Origin of the sequence: Staphylococcus aureus, assembly GCF_001027105.1 — a bacterium.
GTDB classification, from domain to species: Bacteria; Bacillota; Bacilli; order Staphylococcales; family Staphylococcaceae; genus Staphylococcus; species Staphylococcus aureus.
On record NZ_CP011526.1, the window covers coordinates 2,082,555 to 2,101,126 of the forward strand.

Consider the following 18,572-nt stretch of genomic DNA (forward strand, 5'->3'; position numbering starts at 1 on the left):
CCTATATAAAGTGTGTACATAGAATTAACCTTGATTTAGTTTCAAATTTATAGATTTAACATAAAAAGAAAAAGGCAATTTTGTATTTACACACAAAACCACCTCTTCTTTGTAATCTTTTAGTATTAATTCAAATCATTTTTATAAGTAAAAGGTCCCTCGACTAATCTCTATGAAATTAAAGCATTTACCACTTCTTCTAATTTCATACCACGTGATCCTTTAACTAATACACGGTCATGCGCTTTTAAATCGTTTATTAAAACTTCTATCATATCGTCTTTAGAATTGAAGTGTTGTGCTTTTTCGACATGTTGCTGGCCCGAATCATAAATATACTTCGCTTCATTACCAAACGTATACAACACATCTATATGCTTTTCTTCTAAATAATTACCTACACCGATATGCATTTCTTTGCTATTTTCACCTAATTCTAAAACATCTCCTAAAATTAGAATGCGACGCCCTGTCAAAGTACTCAGTGTATCAATAGCTGCTCTCATACTTGTAGGACTTGCATTATAGGCATCATTTATCACAGTAATATCATTTTCTAATGTATGTTGTTCCATACGCATACCAGTTAAGCTGACATTTTTTAAATTTTGATAGATTGTGTTATATGTCAAACCTAATTCATGACCAACCGCAATGGCAATCGTCGCATTTTTCATATTATGCTTTCCTAATATTGGCAGATCGTAATGTTCTTTATTATTAATCGTAAATGAAATACCTGTAGTATCTCTATCATCAACAGAACAAACTAATGCATTATCAGTAGCAACACCAATACTAATACATTTTGCATTTTCAACTTCTTTAACATGTGGTTTCAATAATGGTTCATCGCCATCATATATAAACGTACCATTATCTTTTAGACCTATTGTAATTTCAGATTTAGCTTTAGCAATCCCCTCGCGCGAACCTAAATCTTGCATATGTGACTCACCAATATTAGTTATAACTGCAATATCTGGTTGAGCGAGGTTTGACAGAAATTCAATTTCATGGAAACCTGACATCCCCATCTCCAATATTGATATTTCAGTATCATTATCTAATTCCAAAATAGTTAAAGGTAAACCAATTTCATTATTGTAATTACCTTGCGTTTTCTTAACTTTAAATTCGGTATGCAATACACTTTCAATCATATCTTTAGTCGTTGTTTTACCATTAGACCCTGTGACGGCAATTACTTTAGGGTTTACATGTCTCAAGTAAGCTTGTGCCAATTGTTGTAATGCCGTTAATGTGTCTTCAACCCATATAATAGGCCCGCTTACATTTTCATCTATAGGTGTCCCTCTTTGATAAAAAGCAGCCCCAGCACCATCTTGTAATGCTTTAGAGACAAAGCGATGACCGTCAACATTTTCACCTTTAAATGGTATAAATAACATATTTTTAGAAATTGCTCGTGAATCAATTGTGACTCCATTTATCTCTTGATTTAAAAATTGATCTTCAATTTCACAAGGAATCCATGATTGAATTTGCTTTAATGTAACATTAATCATAATAACAACCTCAGTTAGTCAATTTTGTATTTATTTTTCTGTTTATCCTGGTGACGTTCTTTAGCAAGCTCGATAAGTTTTGTAATCAATTCTGGATAAGATAAGCCCATATTTTCCCATAACTTTGGATACATACTGAAAGCCGTAAATCCAGGCATTGCATTTGTTTCATTAATATATATTTGGTTGTCTTCTGTTACAAAGAAATCAGCACGGACTAAACCAGAACAATCTGTCGCTTTGAATGCCTCTAATGCCATATTTCTAAGCGTTAATTGAACATCTTCGTCTAAGTCAGCTGGAATTTGTAATTGAACCTTACCATCTTTATATTTTGATTTGTAATCGTAAAACGCGACATCTTTTACGACTTCACCTGGCCATGTCGCTTCAGGATAGTCATTTCCTAAAACTGCTACTTCAATTTCACGTGCGTTAACGCCTTGTTCTATAACAAGCTTACGGTCAAATTGGAATGCTTCTTTAATACCTTCTTTAAGTTCCGCTTCATTATTACATTTACTGATACCTACACTTGACCCTAAGTTAGCAGGTTTAACAAAGACTGGGTAATTTAATTTATCATTTACTAATTTTAAAATGTTATGTTCATATTTTTCATATTCAGAACGTAAGAAACTAATATAAGGTAACTGTGGTAACCCTCGATGTTCAAATAATTGTTTCATTACAAGTTTGTCCATAGAACTTGCAGCTGACAATACACCATTTCCTACATATGGTACATCCAAAACTTCAAAAAGCCCTTGAATCGTGCCATCTTCACCATTAGGACCATGTAATAATGGGAATACTGCATCGTATGGTTGTCCTGAACTACTTTCTTTCAATAGCTGTGAAATCTCAAGCGCCTCTCCATTTTCTAAATGAAGCTCATCAGTAGATTTAATTTCAGCTGTAATATTATTTTGCTTTCTCCAATCACCATCATTGGTAATATAAATGATATCAACATGATATTTGTCTTTATCTATTGCATTTAATACATTTTGTGCTGTCAGAATCGATACTTCGTGTTCTGCACTTTTCCCTCCAAAAACGATACAAATATTTTCTTTTGTCATTTCGTTTTCCTCCAATGATATATCAGGGTTTGCTACCTTAATATAAATTAATATTGATTTAGTCCTATTGTTAATTGATTTATTCGCATCTTTGAATCTTAATAGTATCACATTTTAATGCTATTTTGCATTTTAAAAACGAGGACTTATGTGTCTGTATCTATGTTGATTCATTTATAATCAGAACAATATTCCCTTCTATTTTATTCCTAATTCAAATTGAAATCTATAGCTGATATCACTGTGATATTCTAGCTAATTTTTAAAAAGTCATGTAAAATTGATATAAACATTAGTGAGTATAAAAGGAGTTTGCAATGAATTATTCATCTCGTCAACAGCCGGATAAGCATTGGCTTCGCAAAGTAGACTGGGTATTAGTAGCCACTATAGCTGTTTTAGCAATTTTCAGTGTTCTGCTTATTAACTCGGCAATGGGCGGTGGTCAATACAGTGCTAATTTCGGTATCAGACAAATTTTTTATTACATTTTAGGTGCAATTTTTGCAGGTATCATCATGTTTATTTCACCTAAAAAGATTAAACATTATACATATTTATTGTATTTCTTAATCTGTCTATTATTAATAGGCTTGCTCGTTATTCCTGAGTCACCTATTACACCTATTATCAATGGTGCCAAAAGTTGGTACACGTTTGGCCCTATCAGTATTCAGCCATCTGAATTCATGAAAATTATTTTAATTTTAGCATTAGCGCGTGTCGTTTCTAGACATAATCAATTCACATTCAATAAATCATTCCAAAGTGATTTGTTATTATTTTTCAAAATTATTGGTGTCTCGTTAGTACCAAGTATTTTAATATTACTGCAAAATGACCTAGGAACTACATTAGTATTAGCTGCTATTATTGCAGGTGTGATGTTAGTAAGTGGTATAACATGGCGTATCTTAGCACCTATCTTTATTACAGGTATTGTTGGTGCAATGACAGTCATTTTAGGTATTCTATATGCACCCGCATTAATTGAAAATTTATTAGGTGTCCAACTGTATCAAATGGGACGAATCAATTCATGGCTTGACCCCTATACATATAGTAGTGGTGATGGCTATCATTTAACTGAATCACTTAAAGCTATCGGTTCTGGACAGTTACTAGGTAAAGGATACAATCACGGTGAAGTTTATATACCTGAAAATCATACTGACTTTATCTTTTCAGTGATTGGAGAGGAACTTGGCTTTATCGGTTCTGTCATATTGATCTTAATATTTTTATTTTTAATCTTCCATCTAATAAGATTAGCTGCGAAAATTGAAGATCAATTTAACAAAATCTTTATCGTTGGTTTCGTCACTTTACTTGTGTTCCATATTTTACAAAATATTGGTATGACAATTCAGTTGTTACCAATCACTGGTATTCCATTACCATTTATTAGTTATGGTGGTAGTGCGCTATGGAGTATGATGACTGGAATAGGTATAGTCTTATCAATTTATTATCATGAACCAAAACGATATGTCGATTTATACCATCCAAAAAGTAATTAATTTAAACTATTTTGAGTTTCAAATATCATAACTTTTCAAGATGACGTTATATAGTCTATTTACGTCGTCGATTTAAAATGTCATATATAGATATTACTCGATAATAACAATCCCTCTTTGAAGTACACATTGTAAAATGTACACTCTAAAGAGGGATTTTGTTATATAGTACTTGCTTTCATTTTAGTAAATCCAGTCAAAAAAGCTATCATCGAATAGTCCGACGATAGCTTTAACGGTGTGTGATTCACAATCACAGTCAATTATTTTAATTCGTGACTTACTTTATTAGATGCTGGCAAAGTATTAATAATGTCTAAACGAGATTTAGTTTTTTTAATATTCACACCTAATGATGACAATAGTTTGACTACATTTTGAATCTTTTCAGGACGTTTCATTATTATCACCTCGTTTGGATCGCTTTCAATATTATCTTACCCTATTCGACATACCTTTACTACATCATTTACAAAATTTTTAATTTATTTTCAAAATTAAAATCTATAGCGCACTCTACATTATACCCTAAAATACAATTTTGTATCCTTCATCATAGATTTCTTTTTCAATACTATTCAAATTTGCTGGTGTCTCATACGATACAGTTACTTGACCATCTATTATATTAATATTCACTTGATGAACACCTATCATATTTGAAATGCGTTCTGTCAATTGACTTACTTGTTCTTCTGTTTCAATTCCCGCTGTGTAAATCGTATTTTGATGTATCATCTTAAACTCCTTTAGTCTTTAATCAATTTTTGAAAAGTCACTAATAACTCTTCCATTGCCTCTTCCTGAGCACCTTGATTAACTTTATTCATAATACAACTTTTCATATGTTGTTCTAATAACTTTATCGCAACACTGTTTAACGCCGAACGTGTCGCTCTTATTTGCGTAAGGACATCATCACAATAGACATCTTCTTCAATCATGCGATTAATCGCTCTCACTTGTCCTTCAATTCGATTTAAACGTGATTTAAGATTCGTTTTTATTTGTTCAGAATGATGTGCATTATCTTGTTCAGTCATAGCATTCACTCCTTCATTTACATTCCTTACTATACTATATCCCATAAAACACAACGTCAACACAAAGTGTGTTTTTCAAACTAAATTGTCATGATATTTAAATTGCTTCATGATACAATTAATAAGATATACTACTCGTTTAAGATTTTCGATGGGAGGTTTCAAATGATAGAGTTATTATCCATTGCACTCAAGCATTCTAATATTATTTTAAATTCAATATTTATTGGTGCATTTATTTTAAACTTATTATTCGCCTTTACCATTATTTTCATGGAAAGACGTTCTGCCAATTCTATCTGGGCTTGGTTACTAGTCTTAGTTTTCTTGCCTTTATTCGGCTTCATTTTATACTTACTATTAGGACGACAAATTCAACGTGACCAAATTTTCAAAATTGATAAGGAAGATAAAAAAGGATTAGAGTTAATCGTTGATGAGCAATTAGCTGCTTTAAAAAATGAAAACTTTTCAAATTCCAATTATCAAATTGTAAAATTTAAAGAAATGATTCAAATGTTGTTATATAATAACGCAGCATTTTTAACAACAGACAACGATTTAAAAATATACACAGACGGCCAAGAAAAATTTGATGACCTAATACAAGACATCCGTAATGCTACTGATTATATTCATTTTCAGTACTATATTATTCAAAATGATGAATTAGGTCGTACCATTTTAAATGAACTTGGTAAAAAAGCGGAACAAGGTGTAGAAGTTAAAATTCTTTATGATGACATGGGTTCTCGTGGACTGCGTAAAAAAGGCTTACGCCCGTTTCGCAATAAAGGTGGACATGCTGAAGCATTTTTCCCATCAAAATTACCTTTAATTAACTTGCGTATGAACAATCGAAACCATCGAAAAATTGTTGTAATAGATGGGCAAATTGGATATGTTGGTGGTTTTAATGTTGGTGATGAGTACTTAGGTAAATCAAAAAAATTCGGCTATTGGCGAGATACGCATTTACGAATTGTCGGGGATGCAGTGAATGCATTGCAATTACGATTTATTCTAGATTGGAATTCACAAGCCACACGTGACCACATCTCCTATGATGATCGTTATTTCCCAGATGTAAATTCTGGTGGAACAATTGGCGTTCAAATAGCTTCTAGTGGTCCTGACGAAGAATGGGAACAGATTAAATACGGCTATTTGAAAATGATTTCATCTGCTAAAAAATCGATTTATATTCAATCTCCCTATTTCATACCTGATCAAGCCTTTTTAGATTCTATTAAAATTGCGGCATTAGGTGGTGTTGATGTCAATATCATGATTCCTAATAAACCTGACCATCCGTTTGTTTTTTGGGCTACTTTAAAAAATGCAGCATCCTTATTAGATGCCGGTGTTAAAGTATTTCACTACGACAATGGCTTTTTACACTCAAAAACACTTGTTATAGATGATGAAATTGCAAGTGTGGGAACAGCTAATATGGACCATCGCAGTTTCACATTGAATTTCGAAGTCAACGCTTTTATTTATGACCAACAAATTGCCAAAAAATTAAAACAAGCTTTTATAGATGATTTAGCAGTATCTTCTGAATTAACAAAAGCACGTTATGCTAAGCGAAGTCTTTGGATTAAATTTAAAGAAGGTATTTCACAATTATTGTCACCTATCTTATAAAATAGAAATATGAGGAGTGTAACTTTAATGCAACAATCAGACGTCATTAGTGCTGCCAAAAAATATATGGAATCTATTCATCAAAATGATTATACAGGCCATGATATTGCGCATGTATATCGTGTCACTGCTTTAGCTAAATCAATCGCTGAAAATGAAGGTGTTAATGATACTTTAGTCATTGAACTCGCATGTTTGCTTCATGATACCGTTGACGAAAAAGTTGTAGATGCTAACAAACAATATGTTGAATTGAAGTCATTTTTATCTTCTTTATCACTATCAACCGAAGATCAAGAGCACATTTTATTTATTATTAATAATATGAGCTATCGCAATGGCAAAAATGATCATGTCACTTTATCTTTAGAAGGTCAAATTGTCAGGGATGCAGATCGTCTTGATGCTATAGGCGCTATAGGTGTTGCACGAACATTTCAATTTGCAGGACACTTTGGTGAACCTATGTGGACAGAACATATGTCACTAGATAAGATTAATGATGATTTAGTTGAACAGTTGCCACCATCTGCAATTAAACATTTCTTTGAAAAATTACTTAAGTTAGAATCTTTAATGCATACAGATACGGCGAAGATGATTGCTAAAGAACGTCACGACTTTATGATGATGTACTTGAAACAGTTTTTTACGGAATGGAATTGTCACGACTAGACATTGAAGTTGTAGTATGATGATGCGATGTAATGGCGTGTTGTTGTGGAAGCTTGGTGTCATGCCATGTTACTTTGATGTGTTGTTGTGGGAGCTTGGTGACATGTCATGCTACTTTGATGTGCTGGTACCACGATGCGTCTTGATGTAGTGCTATGATGTGGCATTGCGGTGTTATGGTGTTATAGACAGGTTTGGCGTTGATGCCATGTTACTTTGATGTGCTGGTACCACGATGCGACTTGATGTAGTGCTATGATGTGGCATTGCGGTGTTATGGTGTTATAGACCGGTTTGATGTTGATGCCATGTTACTTTGATGTGCTGGTGCTACGATGCGACTTGATGTAGTGCTATGATGTGGCGTTGCGCTGTTATGGTGTTATAGCCAGGTTTGGTGTTGATGTCATGCCGTTACGATTCTATGATATGTTGTTGGGACGTTGCAATGTGTATTATGCCGTTGTGACGTTATTATTTCACACTGTTACATGTATAAGTGAATTGCTGTGGAAATTTGCGACATATACTGCTACACTGATGAATCATTGTGTCAAGATGACATTGCGATGAAGAATGACAACTCTGTTATTAACCACTTTTTACATACTGAAAACTCGTTAATATTATTTCAAATAAAAACAGCAGTAGGATGACTTTCACATTTGAAATCATCTTACTGCTGTTTCTATTTATCACATATTGTATAATGTGACACTAAGTTTCGCTATTGAAGCGAAAAATAATGTGCGCCCTATAAAGTTAAAATTATCTTCAACTTTTAGGGTGCACATTATTTGGACTTGCTAAGGTTATTTCTTTTTCTTTTTAGACACAACTTGTGTGTTTTTGCCTTTTTTATTGCTGCCGCCGTTGTGCTCTCTTTCATACGCTTCAATGAAAGGTTGTACTTCTTTTTTAGCGACTTTTTCATAATAAATGTTCGCAAAGTGTGTTTGAACTACAAGGAACGCCGCACTGACTGACCAGTACAAACCAAGTGCTGATGCTGAGCTTAATGAAATCCAGATAATCATAATTGGTGAAATGACCATCATCATGTAACCCATTTGACGTTGTTCGTCTGGCATCGTTTTACTTGATACATATGCTTGGATAAAGTATAAAACACCGGCAATAATTGTAATCCAAATATCAGGACGTCCTAAATCGAACCATAAGAAGTGTGGATATTTAAACAAACCATCTACAAGTTGGTCTTTAAGTACAAAGTATAATCCCATGATGATTGGTAATTGGATTAGCATTGGTAAACAACCCAACATACTCTTAATCGGGTTCATGTCATACTTTTTATATACTTGCATTAATTCTTGGTTTGCAGCCATTTTTTCTTCTTGTGTACGCGCACGTTTCACTTTTTCTTGAATTTTTTCAACTTCTGGCTTTGCAACTTTCATTTTTTGACGCATCATATGACTATTTTTATAGTTTGACAACATGAATGGTAATAAAATAATACGAATTACCAATACAAGGATAATAATAGCTAAACCATAATTGTCGTTTAATAAGTTATTTCCCAACCAATCCAATACATTTTTCATTGGATCTACGAATGTATTGTAGAAAAACCCACTACGTTTTTCAGGTTTAGAATAGTCACAACCAGCCAAAAAGACCATAATACCTAAAAATAATGGTAGTAACGCTTTTTTCTTCATTTTTCCACCTCTATCATTATATTCACATAGGATTTATTCTATCACATTAATGAGTACGTATGAAACAATAAGTGGAAAAATTTAACTAATTATTAAAAAAATCTTTGAATCGATTAACAGTCTTTTCAATATTTTCACTTTTAGAAATGGCTGAAATGACTGAAATTCCATTGGCACCTGCTTCTACAATCGGCGCCACATTATTAGTATTGATACCGCCAATAGCTACAATCGGTAGTTGCGGATTCATTTCTTTAAACGTTGCAATCATTTCTGGACCTACTGGTATATGCGCGTCATGCTTCGACGGCGTAGGATAGATTGGTCCAACACCTATATAATCAACATGAGTTAAATCAGATTTTGCATACTCATCTAAATCACTAATACTAAGTCCAATAATTTTATCAGTGAAATATTGTGCTATCTCTTTGACTTTCGCATCATCTTGACCGACATGTATACCATCCGCGTTAATTTCTTTTGCCAAGGATACATCATCATTAACGATAAAAGGCACATCATATTGATGACAGAGATGCTGTAATTCTTTAGCTAATACAAGTTTATCGTTTCCTTTTAAAGCTGATTCACCCTTTTCTCGAAATTGGAAAAGTGTAATCCCTGCCTTTAATGCTGCTTCTAATACTTCATGAATAGTTCGATGACTCGGAACATCGGAGGTCCCACAAATAAAATACACATTTAGATACGATTGGTTAAACATATTATTCCACCTCTTGAATACGAATCCGTTGTTGATAGGTTGTTTCATTTAAATGATATAACGTATCAAGCAACAATGGTGAAAACGTACCAGGACCACCACAATTTTCATTTTCAGCAGCTACCTCAGCAGCAATATTAAATACGCTTACCGCTTCAATTAACGCTTCTATGTCTGGTTCTGTTTCTCTAAATAAAAATCCAGCAATAACGCCTCCTAATAAACAACCAGCTCCAGTTACTCGTGCTAATAATGGAGATCCATTAGCTAATACGAAGGCTTTATTATCTTGAACAATAACGTCCTCTTTACCTGTGATTACTATTGCAGTTTTATATGTTGCGTAAGCCTTTTTCGCTATTGCAACCGCATCAAGATTAGCATCACTATCTGTACCTTTCATAGTTGCTGTATCATCAATCAACGCTAATATTTCAGATGCATTGCCTTTAATTACTGATACTTTCGCTGATTTCAATAATAATTTACAAAATTGCTTTCGATATGTAGAAGCACCAACAGCTACAGGGTCAAATACAATAGGTAAGCCTGCCTCATTTGCCGTTTGAGCAATCGCAATAATATCTTGTTCATTTTCTGCTGTTAAAGTACCGATATTGATTAATAGCGCTTGTGCAACTTTGTAAAATTCTTCAGCTTCTTCGGGAGCTTCACTCATTGCAGGGCTAGCACCAATACTTAATAAACCATTCGCTGTAAAATTTTTAACTACATCGTTTGTATAACAAATTGTTAATGGGTTTTCAATACGTATTTTATTTAGATAATTCATCGTCTAATCCCTCTTTCTTTAAATATGCAAAATGATTCACTGGACCTCTACCACGGCCGATTTCAGGCGTATATTGTATACTCATTGAAATAAACTTTTTAGCCTTGTGTACAGCCTCAAATAATGGTCTACCTTTTGCAAGTTCTGCCGTTATAACTGCTGAAAATGTACACCCTGTTCCATGCGTATGTTTTGTTTTAAATCGTTCATTTTCAAATGTTTGAACACCTTCGTTAGTAAATAAATAATCTTTTGCTATATCAGTATCATTTGAATGACCGCCTTTAATGATGACACCTTTACTACCAATCTCATTAATAAAGATGCGGCCAGCCTGCATAATTTTTTCTTCACTATCAATGGTTAGTCCCGTTATTTCTTCAGCTTCTGGTAAATTCGGTGTTACTACGTCAGCTAATGGCAATAACGTATGCTGCAAGTTTTGCTTTGTGTCATTATCCATTAATGAATCACCGCTTTTCGCCAACATAACAGGATCAATTACATATGGAATAGATTCATGTTGCATTAAATAATGACGAATCGTTTCCATAGTATCTGCTGTAGCAATCATCCCCGTTTTAATAGCATGAGGTAAGGTATCATTGAAGACACTATCAAGTTGTTCATCTACCCATTGATGATTTAAATTATGAATATGTTGTACGCCCAATGTATTTTGAGCAACAATACTTGTAACGACGCCCATACCATATACACCACATGAATGAAATGATTTTAAATCAGCCATTACGCCGGCACCACCTGTTGGATCAGTACCTGCAATGGTTAATGCTATTTTAGGTTTAATCATTTACTTTTCCTCCAAATTCCCATTGTTCTAGTGTCATAGCCATATTGAAAAATCGACGCTCATGTATGCAACTTTCTAAAAATACTTGCTTTACTTGTTCCAATTCCTTGTCAGACATTGATTCGGCTAATTTATTCATTAATGCCTCAAATACGTTAATTATGTCATCCATTTCAGTACTATAAAAATCAAACCATTTTGCCGTATCTTTTTCTCTATTAAGCTTATGATCACTTTGAGAGCGCTTAGCTAATTCTGCATAAATATATGGACAAGGTGCCATTGCAGCAATTGTATAAATAGCATTTTCACGACTATGCGCTTGGAAATACATATGTTTTATGTAATGGTCGCCACTTGGAGGCCAAACTTTTGTTTTAATGATTTCTTCGTATGATTCACCAACAATTTGCGCTAAAATATCATGCGCAAGTACTTCACCTTCAACCATAAATTCTATTTGCTCTACTAAAAATTTTACGTCATTCATGCTATTCATTTTTGGAATTAACAAAGCATATAAGTTTGTAAATTCTTTTAAATACGCAGCATCAGCTTTTAAGTAATGGCGTAATGCGTCAGCTCCTATATCTCCGGATAACATCTTCTGAATAAAGTCATCCTCATAAATATCATTAATGATTGGCTTTGCAGCTTGGTACAATTTTTGTGAAAATTCCATTGTAAAAAATCCTCCCTAAATAAAAAAACTACTTCCAACATGAAAGTAGTTTGATGGCAATGTTGCTATACTAGCCCCATCACTTCAATAACTACTTTCCTACGTTGGTACTAACCAAATCAGGTCATAAGGGTCTGAACAATTCATCTCAGCCATATCATTAGGCTCCCCTAGTAGTTCCTTAGTATTCAATTGCAAATTAATCTTAGCAAACGGTTTCAACATTTTCAATTATTGTTGCTCAGTTGAGGCTGGGACATAAATCCCTAAAAAGCAGCAGTAAGATAATTTTCAATTAGAAAATATCTTACTGCTGTTCTCTATTTATACAATACTTCGTATTGAATGGCTTCGCTTTGCCCGTCTGGCACATTACTGTAAAATTCTATAAATAGAATTTTTGATGACGGATCCCTTCCTAGGGTGCCGTCTCAGCCTTGGTCTTCGACTGGCACTGCTCCCTCAGGAGTCTCGCCATTAATACTACGTATTAACATGTAATTTTACTTTGAAATACTTTAAAAAAATAAGACACTTTCGTATAATTTAATAAATACCACTAAACTAAATTAACGAGGTGCCTTATGTATAAAAATTATAACATGACCCAACTTACACTACCAATAGAAACTTCTGTTAGAATTCCTCAAAATGATATTTCACGATATGTTAATGAAATTGTTGAAACGATACCTGATAGCGAATTCGATGAATTCAGACATCATCGTGGCGCAACATCCTATCATCCAAAAATGATGTTAAAAATTATCTTATATGCATACACTCAATCTGTATTTTCTGGTCGTAGAATAGAGAAATTACTTCATGACAGTATTCGAATGATGTGGTTAGCTCAAAATCAAACACCTTCTTATAAAACTATTAATCGTTTTAGAGTAAATCCTAATACTGATGCATTAATTGAATCTTTATTTATTCAGTTTCATAGTCAATGTTTAAAGCAAAATCTTATTGATGATAATTCAATTTTTATTGATGGTACAAAAGTAGAAGCTAATGCCAATAGGTATACATTTGTGTGGAAGAAAAGTATTCAAAATCACGAATCGAAATTGAACGAAAATTCAAAAGCATTATATCGTGACTTAGTTGAAGAAAAAATAATACCAGAGATAAAAGAAGATGGAGATAGCGATTTAACAATAGAAGAAATAGATTTAATTGGTAGTCATTTAGATAAAGAAATCGAAGATTTAAATCATTCTATTCAGAATGAAGATTGTACTCAAATTAGAAAACAGACCCGTAAAAAAAGAACTGAGATTAAGAAGTTCAAAAAGAAATTTGATGATTATTCCGAAAGAAAAAGTAAATATGAAGAACAAAAATCGATTCTTAAAGATAGAAATAGCTTTTCTAAAACTGATCATGATGCAACTTTTATGAGAATGAAGGAAGACCATATGAAAAATGGCCAACTTAAGCCAGGATACAATTTACAAATAGCGACAAATTCTCAATTTGTTTTATCCTATGACCTATTTCAAAACCCGACAGATACTAGAACTTTAATTCCATTTTTAACAATGATTCAAAATACCTTCGGTTATTTACCGGAGTATATTGTAGCTGATGCAGGTTATGGTAGTGAGCAAAACTATATGGCTATTATAGATGATTTTAATAAAACGCCACTTATTACGTATGGTATGTTTATTAAAGATAAAACGAGAAAGTTTAAAAGTGACATTTTTAACACTCAAAACTGGAAATATGACGAACTTAATGATGAATTTATATGTCCTAATAACAAAAGAATAGGTTTTAAAAGATATGCAAACCGTAATGATAGATATGGTTTTAAACGTGACTTCAAACTATATGAATGCGATGACTGTTCAGCATGTTCTTTGAGGCAACAATGCATGAAGCCAAATTCGAAATCCAATAAGAAAATCATGAAGAATTATAATTGGGAATACTTTAAAGCCCAAATTAATCAAAAGCTTTCTGAACCAGAAACGAAAAAAATCTATAGTCAAAGAAAAATTGATGTAGAGTCTGTTTTTGGATTTATGAAGGCTATTTTGGGTTTCACTCGAATGTCAGTTCGAGGAATAAATAAAGTTAAACGAGAGCTAGGTTTTGTATTAATGGCACTTAATATAAGGAAAATAGCAGCTCAACGAGCTGTACATTATAAAATAAATATCAAAAAAGCTGATTTCCATCAAATAATTAATAGAAATCAGCTTTTTTACATTGCCTAAGAACTTAATGTCCCAGCCTCTATAATGACATATATTTGCGAAATAAAAAAACCGGAACATATCGAGAATTCCCCGATATATTCCAATCTAAAAGTTACTTATATAACTATTAATTAGCTATGCATAAATGGCTTATGCAGTAACCCAATGTCCAGCGCCACCAGTGTTATATAATTTTACTGCTGCGGCATCTTGAACACTTTCAGGAGCATTTGCTGGTGATACACCTTTATATTTAGCAGGTGCTACTGAATCCCAAGTTGATTGTAAGAATTGATACTTACCAGCTGCACCTGATGTTGGATTTACAGCATGAATATTGCCACCTGATTCACGTTGAGCAATTTGTTTTAGATGAGCATTCACATTTACTGATGAACCTTCTGATGATTTTGATTCAGTTGGTGTTGCAGTAACTTGTGAATTGTTTGATGTTGATGCTTGTGGTTGTTGAGTTTGAGCATTTTGTGGTGCTTCAACTTCTTGTGATTGTACTTGATTAGCTTGAACAGCTGATGGTGCAACATTATTAGTTGCAGGTGCTTGTGCACTCATGTCTGCTCCATTAGTACCTGTTGCATGGTAATTCCAAGCAAAGTGTCTACCATCTGATTCAAAGTGATAAGTAAACCCTTCATAGTCAAATGTATAATTATAAGCCCCAGCTTCAATTGGTTTTTGATTTAATGTTTGATCATTTGATTGCGCCATTTGCGCTAAAGATGCTTTATTTAAGTCCGCTTCACTTGCATGGGCTTCGTGACCTGCATTTCCTGCTACGATTCCTAAACCTACTGCTAATGATGATGCGAGTAATGTTTTCTTCATAATCTTAAAATCCTCCTACAAGTAATTTGTTTCTCTAAAAGTTTTACAGAGACTACTGTAACATCTATAAAATCCGTGCAGGTTACAACAAAATAAAAAAATAGCCTTGTTTTTTACACAGTGATTACAACGAAATCCCCCATAATTTCAGATATGATTCTATCGAGAATTGTCATGACAGTAAAAATGTTTTTTATTTGCAATTTTTTATGTAATCGTTTTGCAATCTATGTCTATTTTCTATTAGAAAAACTACACAAAAAGACGACCTACACAACAGTACTAGTCATGTAAGTCGTTTTTAAGTGAGTATATTTCAAGTTAATTAGATCTATAAAAAATTTAGGATGGATTAAATGTATATTAAGGATGTTTAGGATAATTGGATTTAAATTTCTAATAAGTCATGATTATCTATATTTTGAGAGTCAATATCTAAAATACTATCTGAGAGAATTTCATTATTTTGGGATTTAGGGGACATAAATCTTATTGTTTCAACATATAATTCAGTGACAAAGTGTGTTTGTCCGTCTTTATCATACTTTCTTGATCTCATTTGACCAGTTATACCAACCAATGTACCTTGATTAGTATATTTTTCTATATTAGAAGCTAACTTGCCAAATGCTTTACAGAATAAGTAATCACAGACGATTTCTCCATTTTCATCTTTATAATTTCGGTGCGTTGCAACACAAAACGTTGCAATTTTTCTATCCTCCTTTTCAAATATTTGTGCGTCTTTCGTCAGTCTCCCGACAATTACGATTTTATTTAGCATGTAGTGTGTGATTCACCTCCTATGCCTATATCTTAATTACTAGCTTAAAAATGGTCAAAATGGCAAATTTTATATAATTAATAGCTATAGCATCTCGTTATTTGTTATATTTAAAGAAATTAGTCATGAAATGACCTTAAATCTTCTAAATAATTCAAAAATCATAAATATTAAACTAATGGGATGTGGGAATATGAAAACTTTTAAAGCAGTAAGGTTTCAAATTGTGAATGAACACGGCAGAATTATAGAATATGAATTAGAAGATGGCGTAATAATTAATAAAGAGGAAAGTGGCACGGGTTGGTTGCTTGAAATTGTCATTTCTAATGAGCATTATGAAACATTTAAGGAATATCAAGACAATGAACAGTTATTGGATATTCGTGTCGTCATCACGCGTCCAGCCAATGATCCAGCTTTATTTGAATCTACTGTGAAAAGTATTAAAAATTTTAAAACAACAATGTCTATCGTATTTGAATGTCATATTTACACTTTACGTCAACAGTATGCTGAAAGTTTATTAGAACAACTTATTGATGATGGATTATCTGGTGAAGAATTAAAAAAATCATTTAATCGAATGATGCAGTCTAAACCAAAGTTAAAGGATGAAAAATTAGAAGAGTAAAATAAAAAACATTCAAAGATTATGCCAACACATTAAATCTTTGAATGTTTTTTTTGTTTTATTTTACATCTTGAATTGCAAATGTAAGTTCACAACTACAAGCAAGTTGACCATCGACAGTAGCTTTAGCATTACCTTTACCTATTGGTCCTTTAATTTTAGTGATTTCTACTTCCAACGTTAAAGTATCACCAGGTACTACTTGACGTTTAAAACGACATTTATCAATACCAGCAAATAAAGCGATTTTACCTTTATTTTCTTCACTATTTAAAATAGCTACCGCACCTGTTTGAGCTAACGCTTCAGTAATTAATACGCCTGGCATTACCGCATACTCAGGAAAATGCCCTTGAAAGAATGGTTCGTTTCCTGATACTTGTTTAATAGCCACACAACGTTGACCTTCTTCATATTCAACTACTTTATCAATTAATAAAAATGGCTGTCTGTGAGGTATAATTTGTTTAATTTGGTTATAATCAAAAATTGTTTCCATGGTTGAAATCCTCCATTATATTAATTTACTGAATTAATCGTTAATACGTTCAATGTCTGCACCTAATTGCTTCAATTTACCGTGTAAGTCAACATAGCCTCTATCTAGGTGCGTTAATTCAGTAACGCTTGTTTTACCATCAGCAACTAATCCAGCTAAAATTAAGGCGGCTGCTGCTCTTAAATCAGTCGCTTTAACTTGTGCACCTTGCAATTGACTTTTACCTTCAAGTTTAGCACTACGACCTTCTACATTGATATTAGCATTCATACGTTTGAACTCTGCAACATGCATAAAACGGTTTTCAAAAACAGTTTCGGTTACGACTTTATGACCATTTGCCGTTAATAACAATGCCATCATTTGTGATTGCATATCAGTCGGGAATCCAGGATGTGGTAGAGTTTTGATGTCTACAGGTTGTAATTCCCCTTCAGCACGTACACGAATACCATCTTCTTGATAGTCCAATTCAACGCCCATTTCTTCTAGTTTATAGACTAAACTCGCCATATGTTCTTTGATTGCACCACGTACAAAAATATCACCACGCGTTATAGCACCAGCGATTAGTAATGTGCCTGCTTCAATTCTATCTGGAATGATAGCATGTTCTACACCATGTAATGATTCTACACCATTGATTGTAATTGTGTCTGTACCAGCACCAGTAATTCTACCACCCATTTCATTAATGTAGTTTGCTAAATCGACAATTTCAGGTTCTTTAGCTGCATTTTCAATTAAAGTCTTACCCTTAGCTAATGATGCTGCCATAATAATATTTTGTGTTGCTCCTACACTTGGAAAATCTAAATGAATTGATGTACCTTTTAATCCATCTTTAGCATTAGCATAAATATTACCATTTTCAAGATGAATTTCTGCGCCTAAAGCTTCAAAACCTTTAATGTGTTGCTCAATCGGTCTACTTCCAATTGCACAACCACCAGGCAATGCAACAATAGCATGTCCTAGTCTTGCTAAAAGAGGTCCCATAACTAAAATACTTGCACGCATTTTACTAACATATTCATATGGTGCCTCTTCATTTAGAGTCTTTGTTGCATCAACGACAACAGCATTTTCGTCCTTTTTGTATGTAACGTCAGCATTTAAAGTTGTTAATACATTATTTATTGTTTCTACATCACTTAAAGCTGGAACATTAACTAATTTGCTCGGTTTATCAGAAGCTAATAAAGATGCTGTCAATATTGGTAATACTGCATTTTTAGCACCTTCTACTTTAACTTCACCCGTTAATTTATTTCCACCTTTGATTACTATTTTATCCATCGTAAATCCTCCACTTAGAACTCCTATTACTTTACATTTCCCTATTTTAAAATTATTTTAAGTCATTATTTAATTATATCTAGTTTTGATTACA

Annotated in this window: 19 protein-coding genes and 1 riboswitch; of the genes, 5 read left to right on the forward strand and 14 right to left on the reverse strand. The window is 33.1% G+C overall.

Annotated elements, in window-relative coordinates; translation table 11 throughout:
* Positions 1–170: 170 nt before the first annotated feature.
* Both AA076_RS10520 and AA076_RS10525 read right to left on the reverse strand, forming a co-directional pair.
* Positions 171–1,529 carry a UDP-N-acetylmuramoyl-tripeptide--D-alanyl-D-alanine ligase gene (locus tag AA076_RS10520; RefSeq protein WP_000611465.1) on the reverse strand — a complete coding sequence of 453 codons (1,359 nt, stop codon included), beginning with the start codon at positions 1,527–1,529 and terminating at the stop codon, positions 171–173.
* Positions 1,530–1,543: 14 nt separating this feature from the next.
* A complete protein-coding gene (locus tag AA076_RS10525) occupies positions 1,544–2,614 on the reverse strand; it encodes a D-alanine--D-alanine ligase (protein ID WP_000159631.1) in 1,071 nt (356 codons plus the stop codon).
* A 317-nt stretch (positions 2,615–2,931) separates the two neighbouring features.
* On the opposite strand from AA076_RS10525, the gene AA076_RS10530 reads away from it, so the two are divergent.
* Complete coding sequence (locus tag AA076_RS10530) at positions 2,932–4,134, forward strand: FtsW/RodA/SpoVE family cell cycle protein (protein WP_001109939.1); 1,203 nt, start codon at positions 2,932–2,934, stop codon at positions 4,132–4,134.
* Between the two features lie 263 nt (positions 4,135–4,397).
* On the opposite strand, the gene AA076_RS15395 is transcribed toward AA076_RS10530, so the two are convergent.
* The 3 genes from AA076_RS15395 to csoR form a co-directional block, all read right to left on the reverse strand.
* Positions 4,398–4,535: an Lmo0850 family protein gene (locus AA076_RS15395; RefSeq protein WP_000828354.1), complete on the reverse strand. Its 138-nt coding sequence runs from the start codon at positions 4,533–4,535 to the stop codon at positions 4,398–4,400.
* Between the two features lie 127 nt (positions 4,536–4,662).
* Positions 4,663–4,872 (reverse strand): putative copper chaperone CsoZ, encoded by a 210-nt coding sequence (gene csoZ, locus AA076_RS10540; protein ID WP_000581792.1) that lies wholly within the window; start codon positions 4,870–4,872, stop codon positions 4,663–4,665.
* Positions 4,873–4,883: 11 nt separating this feature from the next.
* Positions 4,884–5,177: a copper-sensing transcriptional repressor CsoR gene (gene csoR, locus AA076_RS10545; RefSeq protein WP_000138932.1), complete on the reverse strand. Its 294-nt coding sequence runs from the start codon at positions 5,175–5,177 to the stop codon at positions 4,884–4,886.
* A 165-nt stretch (positions 5,178–5,342) separates the two neighbouring features.
* Here csoR and cls point away from each other — a divergent pair, with 165 nt between their 5' ends.
* Complete coding sequence (gene cls / locus AA076_RS10550) at positions 5,343–6,827, forward strand: cardiolipin synthase (protein WP_000571549.1); 1,485 nt, start codon at positions 5,343–5,345, stop codon at positions 6,825–6,827.
* Between the two features lie 27 nt (positions 6,828–6,854).
* Positions 6,855–7,502 carry an HD domain-containing protein gene (locus AA076_RS10555; protein ID WP_001187629.1) on the forward strand — a complete coding sequence of 216 codons (648 nt, stop codon included), beginning with the start codon at positions 6,855–6,857 and terminating at the stop codon, positions 7,500–7,502.
* Positions 7,503–8,314: 812 nt separating this feature from the next.
* Here AA076_RS10555 and yidC read toward each other — a convergent pair.
* The 5 genes from yidC to tenA all read right to left on the reverse strand — a co-directional run bounded on the left by yidC (position 8,315) and on the right by tenA (position 12,203).
* Entirely contained in the window at positions 8,315–9,187 is an 873-nt protein-coding gene (yidC, locus tag AA076_RS10570) for a membrane protein insertase YidC (protein ID WP_000725802.1), read from the reverse strand.
* 85 nt (positions 9,188–9,272) lie between these two features.
* Positions 9,273–9,914 (reverse strand): thiamine phosphate synthase, encoded by a 642-nt coding sequence (thiE, locus tag AA076_RS10575; RefSeq protein ID WP_000483153.1) that lies wholly within the window; start codon positions 9,912–9,914, stop codon positions 9,273–9,275.
* 1 nt (position 9,915) lies between these two features.
* On the reverse strand, positions 9,916–10,707 hold the full coding sequence (gene thiM, locus AA076_RS10580) for a hydroxyethylthiazole kinase (RefSeq protein WP_001108479.1): 792 nt from the start codon (positions 10,705–10,707) through the stop codon (positions 9,916–9,918).
* Positions 10,691–11,521 (reverse strand): bifunctional hydroxymethylpyrimidine kinase/phosphomethylpyrimidine kinase, encoded by an 831-nt coding sequence (gene thiD, locus AA076_RS10585; RefSeq protein ID WP_000594959.1) that lies wholly within the window; start codon positions 11,519–11,521, stop codon positions 10,691–10,693. The genes thiM and thiD overlap by 17 nt, the downstream gene beginning before the upstream one ends.
* A complete protein-coding gene (tenA, locus tag AA076_RS10590) occupies positions 11,514–12,203 on the reverse strand; it encodes a thiaminase II (protein ID WP_000396077.1) in 690 nt (229 codons plus the stop codon). The genes thiD and tenA overlap by 8 nt, the downstream gene beginning before the upstream one ends.
* Before the next feature lie 79 nt (positions 12,204–12,282).
* A riboswitch (TPP riboswitch) is annotated at positions 12,283–12,385 on the reverse strand.
* Between the two features lie 402 nt (positions 12,386–12,787).
* Between tenA and AA076_RS10600 the strand changes: the two genes are divergently transcribed.
* Positions 12,788–14,434 (forward strand): IS1182-like element ISSau3 family transposase, encoded by a 1,647-nt coding sequence (locus AA076_RS10600; RefSeq protein ID WP_000277738.1) that lies wholly within the window; start codon positions 12,788–12,790, stop codon positions 14,432–14,434.
* Between the two features lie 132 nt (positions 14,435–14,566).
* Here AA076_RS10600 and sceD read toward each other — a convergent pair whose 3' ends face one another.
* Positions 14,567–15,262 (reverse strand): lytic transglycosylase SceD, encoded by a 696-nt coding sequence (gene sceD / locus AA076_RS10605; protein ID WP_001836306.1) that lies wholly within the window; start codon positions 15,260–15,262, stop codon positions 14,567–14,569.
* A 388-nt stretch (positions 15,263–15,650) separates the two neighbouring features.
* Positions 15,651–16,046, reverse strand: a complete 396-nt coding sequence (locus AA076_RS10610) for a single-stranded DNA-binding protein (protein ID WP_001836307.1) — start codon at positions 16,044–16,046, stop codon at positions 15,651–15,653.
* A gap of 193 nt (positions 16,047–16,239) precedes the next feature.
* Between AA076_RS10610 and AA076_RS10615 the strand changes: the two genes are divergently transcribed.
* Positions 16,240–16,680 (forward strand): YwpF-like family protein, encoded by a 441-nt coding sequence (locus tag AA076_RS10615; RefSeq protein ID WP_000846746.1) that lies wholly within the window; start codon positions 16,240–16,242, stop codon positions 16,678–16,680.
* 58 nt (positions 16,681–16,738) lie between these two features.
* Here AA076_RS10615 and fabZ read toward each other — a convergent pair whose 3' ends face one another.
* Positions 16,739–17,179: a 3-hydroxyacyl-ACP dehydratase FabZ gene (gene fabZ / locus AA076_RS10620; protein WP_000447678.1), complete on the reverse strand. Its 441-nt coding sequence runs from the start codon at positions 17,177–17,179 to the stop codon at positions 16,739–16,741.
* A gap of 33 nt (positions 17,180–17,212) precedes the next feature.
* Positions 17,213–18,478 carry a UDP-N-acetylglucosamine 1-carboxyvinyltransferase gene (gene murA / locus AA076_RS10625; protein ID WP_000358006.1) on the reverse strand — a complete coding sequence of 422 codons (1,266 nt, stop codon included), beginning with the start codon at positions 18,476–18,478 and terminating at the stop codon, positions 17,213–17,215.
* Positions 18,479–18,572 lie beyond the last annotated feature (94 nt).

Excerpts from the sequence above, each read along its gene's own strand:
- AA076_RS10520 (WP_000611465.1), bottom strand. The coding sequence starts at position 1,529 with ATGATTAATGTTACATTAAAGCAAATTCAATCATGGATTCCTTGTGAA.
- AA076_RS10525 (WP_000159631.1), bottom strand. The coding sequence starts at position 2,614 with ATGACAAAAGAAAATATTTGTATCGTTTTTGGAGGGAAAAGTGCAGAA.
- AA076_RS10530 (WP_001109939.1), top strand. The coding sequence starts at position 2,932 with ATGAATTATTCATCTCGTCAACAGCCGGATAAGCATTGGCTTCGCAAA.
- AA076_RS15395 (WP_000828354.1), bottom strand. The coding sequence starts at position 4,535 with ATGAAACGTCCTGAAAAGATTCAAAATGTAGTCAAACTATTGTCATCA.
- csoZ (WP_000581792.1), bottom strand. The coding sequence starts at position 4,872 with ATGATACATCAAAATACGATTTACACAGCGGGAATTGAAACAGAAGAA.
- csoR (WP_000138932.1), bottom strand. The coding sequence starts at position 5,177 with ATGACTGAACAAGATAATGCACATCATTCTGAACAAATAAAAACGAAT.
- cls (WP_000571549.1), top strand. The coding sequence starts at position 5,343 with ATGATAGAGTTATTATCCATTGCACTCAAGCATTCTAATATTATTTTA.
- AA076_RS10555 (WP_001187629.1), top strand. The coding sequence starts at position 6,855 with ATGCAACAATCAGACGTCATTAGTGCTGCCAAAAAATATATGGAATCT.
- yidC (WP_000725802.1), bottom strand. The coding sequence starts at position 9,187 with ATGAAGAAAAAAGCGTTACTACCATTATTTTTAGGTATTATGGTCTTT.
- thiE (WP_000483153.1), bottom strand. The coding sequence starts at position 9,914 with ATGTTTAACCAATCGTATCTAAATGTGTATTTTATTTGTGGGACCTCC.
- thiM (WP_001108479.1), bottom strand. The coding sequence starts at position 10,707 with ATGAATTATCTAAATAAAATACGTATTGAAAACCCATTAACAATTTGT.
- thiD (WP_000594959.1), bottom strand. The coding sequence starts at position 11,521 with ATGATTAAACCTAAAATAGCATTAACCATTGCAGGTACTGATCCAACA.
- tenA (WP_000396077.1), bottom strand. The coding sequence starts at position 12,203 with ATGGAATTTTCACAAAAATTGTACCAAGCTGCAAAGCCAATCATTAAT.
- AA076_RS10600 (WP_000277738.1), top strand. The coding sequence starts at position 12,788 with ATGTATAAAAATTATAACATGACCCAACTTACACTACCAATAGAAACT.
- sceD (WP_001836306.1), bottom strand. The coding sequence starts at position 15,262 with ATGAAGAAAACATTACTCGCATCATCATTAGCAGTAGGTTTAGGAATC.
- AA076_RS10610 (WP_001836307.1), bottom strand. The coding sequence starts at position 16,046 with ATGCTAAATAAAATCGTAATTGTCGGGAGACTGACGAAAGACGCACAA.
- AA076_RS10615 (WP_000846746.1), top strand. The coding sequence starts at position 16,240 with ATGAAAACTTTTAAAGCAGTAAGGTTTCAAATTGTGAATGAACACGGC.
- fabZ (WP_000447678.1), bottom strand. The coding sequence starts at position 17,179 with ATGGAAACAATTTTTGATTATAACCAAATTAAACAAATTATACCTCAC.
- murA (WP_000358006.1), bottom strand. The coding sequence starts at position 18,478 with ATGGATAAAATAGTAATCAAAGGTGGAAATAAATTAACGGGTGAAGTT.